General features: G+C 74.3%; 11 protein-coding genes and 1 riboswitch. Of the genes, 3 read left to right on the top strand and 8 right to left on the bottom strand.

All coding sequences use genetic code 11. The features are described 5' to 3' along the window. Nucleotides 1–5: 5 nt before the first annotated feature. Nucleotides 6–356, top strand: a complete 351-nt coding sequence (locus MODMU_RS03780) for a VOC family protein (protein WP_014738844.1) — start codon at nucleotides 6–8, stop codon at nucleotides 354–356. 151 nt (nucleotides 357–507) lie between these two features. Here the strand turns inward: MODMU_RS03780 and groL are convergent, their stop codons facing one another. From groL to thrC, 3 genes are all read right to left on the bottom strand, one after another. Continuing rightward, on the bottom strand, nucleotides 508–2136 hold the full coding sequence (gene groL, locus MODMU_RS03775) for a chaperonin GroEL (RefSeq protein ID WP_014738843.1): 1629 nt from the start codon (nucleotides 2134–2136) through the stop codon (nucleotides 508–510). Between the two features lie 281 nt (nucleotides 2137–2417). Beyond that, a complete protein-coding gene (locus tag MODMU_RS03770) occupies nucleotides 2418–2618 on the bottom strand; it encodes a cold-shock protein (protein ID WP_014738842.1) in 201 nt (66 codons plus the stop codon). Between the two features lie 175 nt (nucleotides 2619–2793). Continuing rightward, the gene (thrC, locus tag MODMU_RS03765) at nucleotides 2794–4089 is read right to left on the bottom strand and encodes a threonine synthase (RefSeq protein WP_041795879.1); all 1296 of its coding nucleotides are present in this window, start codon (nucleotides 4087–4089) and stop codon (nucleotides 2794–2796) included. An 18-nt stretch (nucleotides 4090–4107) separates the two neighbouring features. Next, nucleotides 4108–4235: riboswitch (SAM riboswitch) on the bottom strand. Nucleotides 4236–4294: 59 nt separating this feature from the next. Between thrC and MODMU_RS03760 the strand changes: the two genes are divergently transcribed. Further along, on the top strand, nucleotides 4295–5116 hold the full coding sequence (locus MODMU_RS03760; protein ID WP_014738840.1) for an HAD family hydrolase: 822 nt from the start codon (nucleotides 4295–4297) through the stop codon (nucleotides 5114–5116). 40 nt (nucleotides 5117–5156) lie between these two features. On the opposite strand, the gene MODMU_RS03755 is transcribed toward MODMU_RS03760, so the two are convergent. The 5 genes from MODMU_RS03755 to rarD all read right to left on the bottom strand — a co-directional run bounded on the left by MODMU_RS03755 (nucleotide 5157) and on the right by rarD (nucleotide 11862). Further along, entirely contained in the window at nucleotides 5157–6014 is an 858-nt protein-coding gene (locus MODMU_RS03755) for an ABC transporter permease (RefSeq protein ID WP_014738839.1), read from the bottom strand. Next, nucleotides 6011–8890 (bottom strand): alpha/beta fold hydrolase, encoded by a 2880-nt coding sequence (locus tag MODMU_RS03750; protein WP_014738838.1) that lies wholly within the window; start codon nucleotides 8888–8890, stop codon nucleotides 6011–6013. The genes MODMU_RS03755 and MODMU_RS03750 overlap by 4 nt, the downstream gene beginning before the upstream one ends. A gap of 47 nt (nucleotides 8891–8937) precedes the next feature. After that, complete coding sequence (locus MODMU_RS03745) at nucleotides 8938–10395, bottom strand: LytR C-terminal domain-containing protein (protein WP_041794924.1); 1458 nt, start codon at nucleotides 10393–10395, stop codon at nucleotides 8938–8940. Between the two features lie 101 nt (nucleotides 10396–10496). After that, nucleotides 10497–10868, bottom strand: coding sequence for a DUF3263 domain-containing protein (locus MODMU_RS03740; RefSeq protein WP_014738836.1), 372 nt, complete (start codon nucleotides 10866–10868; stop codon nucleotides 10497–10499). Nucleotides 10869–10947: 79 nt separating this feature from the next. Then, the gene (gene rarD / locus MODMU_RS03735; protein WP_014738835.1) at nucleotides 10948–11862 is read right to left on the bottom strand and encodes an EamA family transporter RarD; all 915 of its coding nucleotides are present in this window, start codon (nucleotides 11860–11862) and stop codon (nucleotides 10948–10950) included. 159 nt (nucleotides 11863–12021) lie between these two features. Here rarD and MODMU_RS03730 point away from each other — a divergent pair, with 159 nt between their 5' ends. Beyond that, nucleotides 12022–13674 (top strand): Na+/H+ antiporter, encoded by a 1653-nt coding sequence (locus MODMU_RS03730; protein ID WP_014738834.1) that lies wholly within the window; start codon nucleotides 12022–12024, stop codon nucleotides 13672–13674. The last annotated feature ends 40 nt before the right edge of the window (nucleotides 13675–13714 follow it).

Here is a 13714-nt window from a genome sequence, read left to right as displayed (position 1 = left end):
CGGCCATGACCGACTCCCCGGCCCGGTTCCTCGACCTGTGCCTCGACGCCCGCGACCAGCAGGCGCTCGCCGACTGGTGGTGCGCCGCGATGGGCTACCAGCGGCACGGGGAGGACCGCGGCCCGGACGAGCCGGTGCTCATCGTCGACCCCAGCGGGGCGGGGCCGAACATCTGGGTCAACCGGGTGCCCGAGCCCAGGACGGTGAAGAACCGCATGCACCACGACGTCACCGGGGACACCGAGGCGCTGCTCACTCTGGGCGCGACGCTGCTGCGCCGGAAGGACGACGAGGTCCACTGGGACGTGCTCGCCGACCCCGAGGGCAACGAGTTCTGCGTCTTCGCCCCCGACTGACCCCCCGCGCTTTCGCGCGCGAAAGTGCACGCTCGGGCCGCGATTCCCTGCCCGGGCCCCGGAACGCCGACAGGGGCGGCCCCGCGGATGCGGGACCGCCCCTGTCGGGCAGTGCTGGTGGTGCAGTGTCAGCTGACGCTGACGGCTGGACTCAGAAGTCCATGCCGCCCATGCCGCCGTCGCCGCCGGGCATGGCCGGGGCGTTCTTCTCCGGCTTGTCGGCGATGACGGCCTCGGTGGTGAGGAAGAGCGCCGCGATGGAGGCGGCGTTCTGCAGCGCCGAGCGGGTGACCTTGGCCGGGTCGATGATGCCGGCCGCGACCAGGTCCACGTACTCGCCGGTGGCGGCGTTGAGGCCCCAGCCGGTCTCGGAGTTGCGGACCTTCTCCGCCACGACGCCACCCTCGAGGCCGGCGTTGACGGCGATCTGCTTCAGCGGGGCCTCGAGCGCGACGCGCACGATGTTGGCACCGGTCGCCTCGTCACCCTCGAGCTCGAGCTTCTCGAACGCGACGGTGGTGGCCTGCGCCAGGGCGACGCCACCACCGGCGACGATGCCTTCCTCGACGGCGGCCTTGGCGTTGCGCACCGCGTCCTCGATGCGGTGCTTGCGCTCCTTGAGCTCGACCTCGGTCGCGGCGCCGGCCTTGATCACCGCAACGCCACCGGCCAGCTTGGCCAGCCGCTCCTGCAGCTTCTCGCGGTCGTAGTCGCTGTCCGACTTGTCGATCTCGGCGCGGATCTGGTTGACCCGGCCCTGGATCTGGTCGGCGTCGCCCGAGCCCTCGATGATCGTGGTCTCGTCCTTGGTGGTGACGAACTTGCGCGCCCGGCCGAGCAGCGACAGGTCGGCGTTCTCCAGCTTGAGACCGACCTCCTCGCTGATGACCTGACCACCGGTGAGGATGGCGATGTCGCCGAGCATGGCCTTGCGGCGGTCACCGAAGCCGGGGGCCTTGACGGCGACCGACTTGAAGGTGCCGCGGATCTTGTTGACCACCAGGGTCGCGAGGGCCTCGCCCTCGACGTCCTCGGCGATGATGGCCAGCGGCTTGCCGGACTGCATGACCTTCTCCAGCAGCGGGAGCAGGTCCTTGACCGACGAGATCTTCGAGTTGACGACCAGGATGTACGGGTCGTCGAGCACGGTCTCCATGCGGTCGGTGTCGGTCACGAAGTACGCCGACAGGTGACCCTTGTCGAAGCGCATGCCCTCGGTGAGCTCGAGCTCGAGGCCGAAGGTGTTGCTCTCCTCGACGGTGATGACACCTTCCTTGCCGACCTTGTCCATCGCCTCGGCGATGAGCTCGCCGATGGCCGGGTCCGCGGCGGAGATCGAGGCGGTGGCCGCGATCTGCTCCTTGGTCTCGACGTCCTTGGCGGTCGACAGCAGGTACTCGGAGACCGAGGCGACGGCCTTCTCGATGCCCTTCTTCAGGGCCATCGGGTTGGCGCCGGCGGCGACGTTGCGCAGCCCCTCGCGGACGAGGGCCTGGGCGAGCACGGTGGCGGTGGTGGTGCCGTCACCCGCGACGTCGTCGGTCTTCTTGGCGACCTCCTTGACGAGCTCGGCCCCGATCTTCTCCCAGGGGTCCTCGAGCTCGATCTCCTTGGCGATGCTCACACCGTCGTTGGTGATGGTGGGAGCGCCCCACTTCTTCTCGAGCACGACGTTCCGGCCACGGGGGCCGAGGGTCACCTTGACGGCGTCGGCGAGGGTGTTCATGCCCCGCTCGAGGCCACGGCGCGCCTCTTCGTTGAACGCGATCATCTTGGCCATGTGGTGATGTCCTCCATGCGTGGATCGCTGGCACGGTCAGGTCCGGCGCCCGCGACGGACGACACCGGTTGCGTGCGCCTCCTGCGGCGCACGACCAGTGCCTCACCGTTCCGACCTGGTTGGCACTCAGGTACCCCGAGTGCCAACGAGAAGTCTGGCACTCGGCCTGTGCGAGTGCAAGAACGGGGGGTCGGGACGGCTTGTTCCCGGGCCTGCGGACCCCCGGGAACGCGACGAGGCCCGGCCCCCCGAAGGGGACCGGGCCTCGTGGTGCGAACCGCTCAGACGGCCTGGACCGCGTCGGCCTGCGGACCCTTCTCGCCCTGGACGACCTCGAAGCTGACCCGCTGGCCCTCTTCGAGGCTCTTGTACCCGTCCATCTGGATGGCCGAGTAGTGGACGAAGACATCCTGCCCGCCGTCGACGGCGATGAAGCCGAAGCCCTTCTCGGCGTTGAACCACTTCACGGTGCCCTGTGCCACGTGTGCTCCCACGTTCGTGCGTGCGGACGGCACCTCTTGATCGAGGGGCCGGGGTCTCGCTCTCCCGCCCGTCGACACGAACGTGGAACTCGAACCGCGCGGAACGGTACAGGACGCAAGAGCCCAGGTCACCGGTCCTGTCCGCCGGGTCTCACCCGGTGTGGTAGGGCCTTCCTCAGCCGATGAGACCGGCCTCGCGCAGCGACCGCAGCGAGGGCTGGACCCGGTGCGAGGGGCCGACGACGTCGAGCAGCGGGTCGAGGGTCTTGAGGCCCTCACCGGTGTTCAGCACGACGGTCTCCAGCGTCGGGTCGAGCAGCCCGCCCTCGACCAGCTTGCGCAGCACCGCGGTGGTGACCCCGCCTGCCGTCTCGGCGAAGACGCCGGTCGTGCGGGCCAGGTCGCGGATGCCGGCGACGATCTCGTCGTCCCCGACCCGGGCGACCGACCCGCCGGTGCGCCGGACGGCGTCCAGCGCGTAGGGGCCGTCGGCGGGGTTGCCGATGTTGAGCGACTTGGCGATCCCGGTCGGCTTGACCGGCTTCACGACGTCCCAGCCGTTGTCGAACGCGGTGGCGATCGGGTCGCAGCCGGCGGACTGGGCGCCGAAGACCTTCCAGCCGGTGTCCTCGACGATGCCTGCGGCGACCAGCTCGCGCCACGCCTTGTCGACCTTGGTGAGCAGCGAGCCCGACGCCATCGGGATGACCACCTGAGCCGGGATCCGCCAGCCGAGCTGCTCGGCGATCTCGTAGCCCATCGTCTTGGAGCCCTCGGCGTAGTAGGGCCGGACGTTCTGGTTGACGAAGGCGGTGTCCTCGAACTCGTCGGTCTCGGCGAGCTCGCTGGTCAGCCGGTTGACGTCGTCGTAGGAGCCGTCGACGGCGATCAACGCCTGCCCGTACACCGCGGACTGGACGATCTTGCCCGGCTCCAGGTCGCTGGGGACGAAGACGAAGGAGGGCAGCCCCATCCGGGCGGCGTGCGCCGCGACGGAGTTGGCCAGGTTGCCGGTCGAGGCGCAGGCGATCTTGGCGTAGCCGAAGCCCTTGGCCGCGGTCGCGGCCAGGCTGACCACCCGGTCCTTGAAGGAGTGGGTGGGGTTGGCCGAGTCGTCCTTGACCCAGAGCCCGCCGGTGATGCCGAGCTCGGCGGCCAGCCGGTCGGCCCGCACCAGCGGCGTCATGCCCGGGTCGAGGGTGACCCGGTCGGCCGGGTCGTGGCCGACGGGCAGCAGCGCGGCGTAGCGCCAGATGTTCTGCGGCCCGGCCTCGATCTGCTGGCGGGTCACCGCACGCATGACCTCGGGGTCGTAGTCGACCTCCAGCGGGCCGAAGCACTCGGCGCAGGCGTGCTCGGCGATGAGGCCGAAGGTGGCGCCGCAGTTGCGGCAGACCAGCCCGCGGGCGGGGTTCGGTGGGACCGGCCCGCCTTCGGTGACGTCTGCCTGGGCGGAACCGGGAGCGGTCATGGTCATACGACGACTACCTCCTCATCTTCCCCGCGCCGGGCCGTCGAGCCGCGCGGGACGGATGTGGCACCTTCCGTGCGCAGGACTGCGCACGGCGGTTGCCGGGGCTTCATCGGGCCGTGTCCCTCTGCCCCTCTGGATGAGTGGAACGCCGCGAGCCTACCCGGGGCGGTGGGGCGGACCCCGAACCGGCCAGGATGGACGGGTGGCTGCCCGCATCGTCTACACCGACCTGGACGGCACGATGGTCGGCCCCCGGGGCTCGTTCTGGCACACCGCCGGCCGTGCCCTCACCCCGACCCCGGCCGAGGCCCTCCTGGAGCTGCACCGGGCCGGCGTCGCCCTCGTGCTGGTCAGCGGCCGGACGCACGCGCAGCTGGTGGAGGCCGCGCGGATCTTCGCCGCCGACGGTGCCATCTCCGAGCTGGGGTCGCTGGTCAGCTGGTCCGGTGGCCGGGAGACCCACCTGCTCACCGGCGACCTGCCCGAGCGGTACGCCGGCCGGACGCCGATGCAGGTGATGGCCGAGCTCGGCGTGGTCGAGGCGCTGACCGCCGCGCACCCCGGCCGGCTGGAGTGGCACGAGCCCTGGCACACCGCGCACTCGGCCGACGCGCTGCTGCGCGGCCGGGTCGACGCCGCCGCCGTCGACCGGTGGCTGGCCGAGCGCGGCTGGGGCTGGCTGACGATGAACGACAACGGCGCCGTCCCGGCGACCCCGCGGATGACCCTGGACGACGACGCGCTGCCCCCGCACGTCTACCACCTCATGCCGCGCGGGATCTCCAAGGGAGCGGCGATCACCTGGGACCTCGCCCGCCGCGGGCTGACCGCGGACGACGCCGTCGCGGTGGGCGACAGCGTCAGCGACCTGGAGATGGCCCCGGCGGTCCGCCGGCTGTGGGTCACCGCCAACGGCGCGGCCGTCACCGGCATGGGCGAGCTGCTGGCCGCCGTCCCGAACGCCTCGGTGACCGACCACCCCATGGGCGAGGGCTGGGCCCAGGCGGTGCTCGCCTCGCTCTAGTGGAGTGCCACGGGCGCGTTCTCCGCGCCGTGGCACTCCGCTAGGAGGTGACGTCCTTGCGGGCGAAGTGGCGGAAGGCGAGCGCGGTGAACAGCGCCGACCAGGCCAGCCCCTGGACGACGCCGCGGAACAGGTCACCGGAGTCGACCGGGGTCTGCAGCAGGTCGGTCCAGGCCAGGCTGAACGCGGTGGGGAACCAGTCGCGGATGTCGCCCAGCTGCTCGACGGCCTCGAGCACCGCGAACACCACCGTGGTGAACACCGCGCCGCCGACCGCGGCCAGCGGGGCGTCGGTGACCGTGGACAGCCAGAACGCCAGCGTGCCGACGACGAGCAGGTGGACGGCGAGGAAGCCGACCATCCCGGCCAGCCGGACCAGCGCCGTCCGCTGCTCCAGCCCGATGCCCACCGGCGTCTGGACGTCGCCGAAGCCGTAGGCGATCCCGCCGGCGACGACCGCGACGACGACCAGCAGGACCATCGCGCCGACCGACATCACCAGCGCGGCCAGCCACTTCTGCCGGAGCAGCCGGGCGCGCGGCACCGGGGTGGCCAGCGCGTACCGCAGCGACCCCCACGACGCCTCGCTGGCGACGGTGTCGCCGAAGAACAGCGCGAAGACCACCACCAGGAAGAAGCCGGAGGTCGCGAACAGCACGAACAGCGTCAGGTTGAGCCCGCTCGCCGTCGCGACGTCGACCAGGTTGACCCGGCTGTTGGCCTCGGCCTCCTCCGCGCCGCCCAGCGCCAGGGCGCCGATCAGGACCAGCGGCAGGACGGCCATCAGCACCAGGACGCCGATGGTCCGGCGCCGCTTGAACTGCCGGCGGAGCTCGACCCCCAGCCGCAGGGTGCGCTCGGGCCGGTACCCGGCGGCGGCTCCGGTGGACGACGTCACGACTCCCCCACCAGCGACAGGAACGCGTCCTCGAGACGACGGCGCGGGGTGAGCTGGTCGACCGCCACGCCGACGGTGACCAGCGCGGTCAGCGCCTGCGCCCGGCCGACCGGCCCGAGGTCGACGACCAGCCCCTCGTCGGTGCGCTCGACCGGACCGGCGCCGGGGAGACCGGCGAGGACCTCGACCGCGCGGTCGGCGTCGCGCTCGTCGGCCAGGCCGATGAGCACCGCTCCCCCGGTGCCGACGATCTCCTCGACGGTGCCCTGGGCGATCTTGCGGCCCTTGGCCATGACGACGACGTGGCTGCAGGTCTGCTCGATCTCGGCCAGCAGGTGGCTGGAGACGATCACCGTGCGGCCGGTGTCGGCGTAGGAGCGGAGCACGTCGCGCATCGCGTGGATCTGCGGCGGGTCCAGCCCGTTGGTCGGCTCGTCGAGGACCAGCAGGTCGGGCAGGCCGAGCATCGCCTGGGCGATCGCCACCCGCTGGCGCATGCCCTGGCTGTAGCTGCGCACCCGCTTGTCGATGGCGGTGCCGAGCCCGGCGACCTCGATCGCCTCCTCCATGTGCGCGTCCGCGCGCGGGCGACCGGTCGCGGCCCAGTACAGGTCGAGGTTGTCCCGGCCGGACAGGTGCGGCAGCAGGCCGGTGCCCTCGACGAACGACCCCAGCCGGGAGAGCACCGGGGCACCGGGCCGTGCCGCGTGCCCGAAGACCTCGATCCGGCCCTCCGTCGGGCGGATGAGCCCCATCAGCATCCGCAGCGAGGTGGTCTTCCCGGCGCCGTTCGGCCCGAGGAGGCCGAGGACCTGGCCGCGGCGCACCTCGAAGGAGAGGTCCCGGACGGCGACGAACCCGTCCTTGTAGGCCTTGGTGACGCCGGTGAAGCGCAGCGGCACGTCCTCCCCGTCGGGCGAGGTCACCGCCAGCCGGCGGCCCCGCCGGCGGGCGAGCAGCCGGGCGGCCAGCCAGCCGAGCAGCGCGAGGGCGGCGAGCACCGCGAGCAGCACCCACCAGCGGGCCGAGCCGGCGGTGGCCTGGGTCTGGCCGGGGACCTCGGGGACGGCCAGCGAGGTGCCCGCGGCCAGGCCGACGCTGTCGACGGCCGCGTCCGCGGGCAGCGCGTACGCCTGGTCGGTCGAGGAGACCAGCAGCCGCATGGTGTGCCCGACCTCGAAGCGGTGCACGATCGCCGGCAGCGTCACCGCGACCTCGGTCGGCGCGCTCGGGTCGGCGGACAGCCCGGTCAGCGCCAGCGGGGCGACCAGGCCGCTGGGCAGCGTCAGCGACCCGTCCGGGCCGACGTCGTAGAGCTTGGCGAACAGCGTCGCCGTCCCGGCCGGGGCGGCGACCTGCAGGGTGACCGTCGGTGCGCCGACGACGTCGACGGCGTCGGTGAGCTCGGCGCTGTCGAAGGCGGCGTACTGGCCGGGGATCTCCAGCGTGGTGCCGCCCAGCGCGGCGGTCACCCCGCCGAGGCCGGGCAGCGTCGACAGCGCGGCGGGGCTCCCGCCCGGCGGCGTCACCACCGGCTGGGTCCGCCCCTGCAGCGCCACCTCGGTGCGGCGCACCGGGTCGTCGGCGGCCAGCCCGGGGTAGGCGGCGGCGTCGACGGTCTGCTGCCCGCCCTGCACGGTGCCCACCCCGCTGCCCAGGCCGGTCGGCGCCGGGTAGCTGAACCCGGCGCCCGGGTCGGGTCCGGTGCCCCGCAGGTGGTGGTCGAACCAGCCGGCGACCTGCTCCCGCAGGTCGGCGGTGACGGCGTCGGAGGCGGAGCTGTCGTGGCCGCCGGCGTACCAGACGACCTTGACCTCGGTGCCGTTCGCGGCGATGCCGCGGGCGTTGGCGTCGGCCTCGCCCAAGCCGAAGAGCGAGTCCTGGGTGCCCTGGACGAGCAGGGTCGGCGCGGTGATCCGGTCCAGCACCGTGGCGGGGCTGCTGCGGTCCAGGACGGCGGCGACCTCCGGGGTGAGCCGGCCGGTCGAGGCCGCGGACTGGTAGGCCGCGCAGACGTCGGCGCGGAACCGGCCACAGGTCAGCGCCTGGGTCACCGCGGCGGGGTCGACGGTCGAGAGGTCGGGTGCGGTGCCACCGCCACCATCGCCGCTGGCACCACCGCCGCCGAGCAGACCGCCGAGCAGGCCGTCGCCGGTGGGCACCGACCCGACGCCGAAGAAGAGCCCGGACCACAGTCGCTTGAACACCCCGGCCGCGCCGGTCCGCGGCGTGGCCGCCGGCGAGCTGGCGTCGTCGACGACACCGGCCTGGTCGGGGAAGAGCGCGGTGGTCAGCGAGTTCCAGGTGATCTGCGGTGCGATGGCGTCGACCCGCTGGTCGTAGCCGGCCGCGAGCAGCGCCAGCGCGCCGCCGTAGGAGCCGCCGGCGATGCCCACCCGGGGGTCCCCGGGCCCGTCGAGCAGCACGTCGTCGCGCTCGGCGAGGAGGTCGAGCAGCGTGCTGACGTCGGCCACCTCGTACCGCGGGTCGTCCAGCCCGATCTGGCCGGTGCTGGCGCCGAAGCCGCGGGCGGACCAGGCCAGGACGACGTAGCCGCGGCCGGCCAGGTCGCGGGCATCGGCGGCGACGGAGGCCTTGCTGCCCCCGAAGCCGTGCGCGAGCAGGACCGCGGGGGCCGGGTCGTCGGCGCTGGCCGACGCGGGCAGGTAGAGCGAGGTGTCCAGTTCGACGGCGTCCGCGCCGGAGCCGGAGGGGACGCGCGCGTCCTCGGTGCTGACGTCGGCCGCGGCGCGCGCGGACGGGGTGCCGCCGGCGACCGTGCCGGCCAGGCTGAGCAGGACGGCGAGGAGGACGACGAGCCCGGCGCGGCCGCCGGGGCGGGGACCGACCGTCGCCGGCCCTGCTGCGGTGCGCACGACGGCGGCAACGCACGGGGAGGCCCCGTGGTTCCGCCCGCGCCGGATCAGGGCTGCCAGTTCCCGGTGGCGACCACGACGAGCCCCGGGGCGGGCTCGTCCGGCACGTCGAAGTAGCGGGCCACCGGACCGGTGACGTCGGGGAACTGCTCGGCCAGCTGGGTGGCGGCCTGCTGCTGCACCGTGTCGCCCTCGGTGTAGTAGACGGTCGTGGTGGCGACGTCCTGGACCGGCGACTCGCCCGTGCCGATGACCTCCCAGCCCGCGGCGCTGAACGCGTCGCCGACGTCGCCGGCCAGGCCGTTGATCCGCGTGCTGTTGAGCACGGTGATCGGCGCGAACACCGGGCCGACCGGGGTCGGGGCGACCTCGGCCGTGGGGGCGGCGGTCTCGGTGGACGGCAGCACCGGCGCCGAGCTCGCGGGCGCGTCGCTGGTCACCGGGGTCTGCGCGGCGGTCTCCGTCGTCCCGGGCGAGGTGAACGACCAGAAGCCCAGCACGCCGACGGCGACCACGACCGTGGCGACCAGGCCCTGCACGAGCCGGGTCGACGACCGCCGGGGGGCGGCCTCAGGCTCGCTGCCGCGACCGGGACCGCTCTGCGCGGGGATCCCGGGGCCGGTGGGCGGTCCGCTCCGCTTGCCGGACTTCTTCCGCGCGGCCTCGGCGGCCTGCCGCTCCAGCCGGGCGGCGGCCCGGCCGCCCACCGGTACGTCGGCGCGTCGGCGCACCGGCTCGGCGGCGTCCGGCTCGGGCAGGACCGGGGGCGTGGCAGCGCCGCGGCCGGGCGGCGGCACGGCCGGGGCCGGCGGCCGGGCGGGTGCCTGCGCCGCGCGGGCCGGTCGCCCGGCGGGCGGGACGGTCGAGGGGGTCTGCACAGCACGGGCGGCCACCGGTGCGGCCGGGGACTGTCCCCACGGCGACTCGGCGGGAGCCTGCCCGGAGACGCGCTGGGTGACGTCGTACGGCGGGGGCGTGGGCGGGCCGGGCTCCGCCGCCCAGCTCGGCATGCCGGTGGTGCGCGGGGCGACGTCCCGGGCGGGAGCGCCTGCGGCGCGGGCGCCGGGCGACGTCGGGACGGCGTCGCCCCGACGGGACGGCTGCGGGGTCGGGCGGCCGGCGGCGACCGCCGGGGAGGCGGCCGCGGTCATCGGTCCCGAGGGCTGCGGACCGGCCGCAGCCGGGCGGGCCTGCGGTGCCGGCTGCAGCAGGGCCCGGCGGCGTTCGCCCGTCTCGGGCGGGCGGCCCGGTGCGGCGGTCGGGTCGAAGTCGGTGCGGCGGCGGCCGGCGCCGGGCGGCGGGCCCCGGGCGGGGCGGGCCGGCGGACGGCGGATCATCGGGTCCTCGCCGGAGGGGAGCAGCCCCTCCCGTCGGCGGTCCGCGCGGGGGGACGGCGACAGCGTCGAACCGTCGGCGCCCGGCTCGTCGGCGGCGGGGGTCAGCACCCCGCGCAGGTCGGCGTCGGCGTCGGTGCGGGGCTCGCGCACCGGCTGCCCGAGCCGCACCGGGACGTCGCCGTCGCCCGCGGGCCACCGACGACCACCGGCCGCCGCTGGCGGCTTCCCGTCACTGCCTGGTGCCACATGCCTCCCCACAGTGAGAGAGGCTAGTCGCGCAGGGGGTCGCTGCCCAGGACCCGCCCGGAACGCTGCCGTTGCCGCGCGCCCCGCATCCGGCGCAGCCGGCGCACCAGCAGCGGGTCGGCCGCGAGGGCCTCGGGACGGTCGACCAGGGCGTTGAGCACCTGGTAGTAGCGGGTGGCGGACATCCCGAAGCGCTCTCGGATGGCCTCCTCCTTGGCCCCCGCGAAGCGCCACCACTGGCGCTCGAAGGCCAGGATCTCGCGTTCCCGGGCGGGCAGACCGCTCGCCCCGCTGTTCCCGGGTGTCCCACCCGTCCCGGCGGCCCCGCCCTCGGGGGTCGCTGCGGGTGCCGCAGCCTCGGCGTCGCGCAGCTCGCTGCCGGTCTCGCTGCTCATCTGGGGTCGTCCTCCGCCGGCGTCCGATCGAATCACACGACGGTAGTCCGCAGCACCGACGATCGGCGCGCCGCCGGCCTCAGATGCCGACCGGCACCGGCGTGGCGGCGTCCCGGCGGGTGCTGCGCGCCTGCCGCAGGGTGTCGGCGGTGAACACGACCAGCGCCAGCCAGACGATGGCGAACCCGACCAGCCGGGCCGGCGGCATCGGCTCGCCCAGGACGAAGACGCCGATCGCCAGCTGCATCAGCGGGTTCACGTACTGCAGCAGCCCGACGGTCGACAGCGGCACCCGGCGCGCCGCAGCGGCGAACAGCAGCAGCGGCACGGCCGTGGCCACGCCGGAGAGGGCCAGCAGCACCGCGTTGCCGGCGCCCTCGTGCCCGAAGGCGGCGGTGCCCCGCGCCTCGAGCACCGCGATCACCACCAGCGCCGGCAGGAACACCAGCGCCGTCTCGACGAACAGCCCGGGTGCGGCCTCGACCCGGACCAGCTTCTTCATCAGCCCGTAGAGCCCGAAGGAGCCGGCCAGGGCGAGGGCGATCCACGGCGGGTGGCCGTAGTCGACGGTGAGCACGACGACCGCGAGCGCGGCCAGCGCGACCGCGACCCACTGCAGCCGGCGCAGCCGCTCGCGGAACACCACCACCCCGAGCAGGACGCTGACCAGCGGGTTGATGAAGTAGCCCAGCGAGCTCTCGACGACGTGCCCGGAGTTCACCGCGAAGACGAAGACCAGCCAGTTGATCACGATGAGCACCGCGGCCCCGCTGAGCACCAGCAGCGTCCGGCCGTCGGTGAAGGCGGCGCGGACCTGCGACCACCCGCGGAGCACGGTCAGCAGCAGCCCGACGAACAGCAGCGACCAGGCCACCCGGTGGGCCACGATCTCCAGCCCACCGGCCGGCTCCAGCAGCGGGAAGTACAGCGGGAACAGGCCCCAGAGCAGGTAGGCGGCGAGACCGGCCACCACCCCGGTACGGCGTTCGTCCACCGGGGGACCGTACGCCCCGCGCCGCAGGTGCTGAGCAGGGCTCACGACCCTCGGGAAGGTCCCGGCGCCCCGCTCGTCCTGCTGCCCGGTCCGGCACCCCGCACCATGGACGCCGACAGCGCCCGGCGGACGACGTGGGGCGACGGTGAGAGGTGGGGGATGGACGCGGCCGAACTGCTGCTGCTGGCACTCGGCGCGGTGGGGGTGGCGGCGGTGTCCCGGCGGATGGGCTGGCAGACCCCGCTGGTCCTGGTCCTGGTCGGCTTCGCCGTCAGCCTGGTGCCCGGGGTGCCCGAGCTGGAGATCGACGGCGAGCTGCTGCTGGCCACCGTCCTGCCGCCGCTGCTCTACTCCGCGGCGCTGGGGGTCTCCTACGTCGGCTTCCGCGCCCTGTTCCACCCGATCGTGCAGTTGGGCGTCGGCCTGGTGTTCGTGACCGCGATCGTGGTGGCGCTGGTCGCCCGGGTCGTCGTCCCCGGGCTGCCGATGCCGGTGGCCCTGGTGCTCGGCGCGATCGTCGCCCCGCCGGACGCCGTCTCCGCCGCCTCGATCGGCCGCAAGCTGGGGCTCCCCCGGCCGGTGATGACCGTGCTGTCCGGCGAGAGCCTGATCAACGACGCCGCGGCGCTGACCTTCTACAAGGTGGCCCTCGCCGGGGTGTTCGGCGCCAGCGGGAGCCTGCTCGGCGTCGACTGGACCTCCGCAGCGGGCACCTTCGCGCTCGCCGTGGTCGCCGGCGTGGCCACCGGGCTCGCCCTGGGCTGGCTGGTGCACATGCTCCGGATGCGGCTGGACGACCCGGTCGTGGAGTCCGTGCTCGGGCTGATCGTGCCGTTCGCCGCCTACCTGCTGGCCGAGGAGCTGCACGGTTCGGGCGTGCTCGCCGTCGTCGCGGCCGGGCTGTACCTCGGGCACCGCGGGCCGCAGGCCGGCTACGCCACCCGGCTGCAGGAACGACCGCTGTGGTCCTCGCTGGACCTGCTGCTCGAGGCGGTCGTCTTCGCGCTGATCGGGCTGCAGCTGCGCTACGTCCTCAGCGCGGTGCAGGAGTCCGACCGGTCCAACGCCTCCCTGCTGGCCGCCGCGGTGGCGGTGCTGGCCACCGTCGTCCTGGTCCGGTTCGCCTACGTCTTCGGGCTGGAGCTGGTCCGCCGGGCACCGCGGCCGTCGCGGTCCGGGCTCACCCGGCCGGAACGACCACCGTGGAGCTACCAGGTGGTCATCTCCTGGACCGGCATGCGCGGCGTGGTCACCCTGGCCGCGGCCGCGGCGCTGCCGGTCGAGGTCGAGGGGGCGCCCTTCACCGAGCGCGGCGCCGTGCAGTTCCTGGCCTACGCCGTGACCATCGGCACCCTGTTGCTGCAGGGCCTCACGCTGCCCCGGCTGATCCGGCGGCTCGGCGTGCAGGACCAGGACCAGCCGCAGCGGGACGCCGAGGAGGAGCTGCACCTGCAGGAGAAGTCGACCGAGGCCGCGCTGGCCCGGCTCGACGAGCTGGTCGCCACGCTGACGCCGAAGATCGGCGAGGACAAGGCCAAGGAGTGGGACGAGCGCATCCGCCGGCCGCTGCTCGCCCGCACCGAGACCATGCACCAGGCGATCCGGGCCGACGAGGAGGAGCAGGCCGAGCGCGGGCGCCGCCGGGCGCAGACCTTCCGGCGGGTGCGCCAGCAGGTCATCGAGGTGCAGCGCCAGGTGCTCATGGAGGAGCGCGACAAGGGCCACGTCGACGAGGAGGTCGTGCGCGCCGTGCTGCAGGAGCTGGACCACGAGGAGGCCGCCGGCGCCAGCTCGTGGGTCACCCGGTTCTGAGCACCACGGGCCCGCACGCGACCCCCGGTGCGCCTACCGT

It is taken from the genome of Modestobacter italicus (assembly GCF_000306785.1).
GTDB classification, from domain to species: domain Bacteria; phylum Actinomycetota; class Actinomycetes; order Mycobacteriales; family Geodermatophilaceae; genus Modestobacter; species Modestobacter italicus.
Note: the sequence above shows the minus strand (reverse complement) of the source record. Positions and strands in the feature narration are given on the sequence as shown.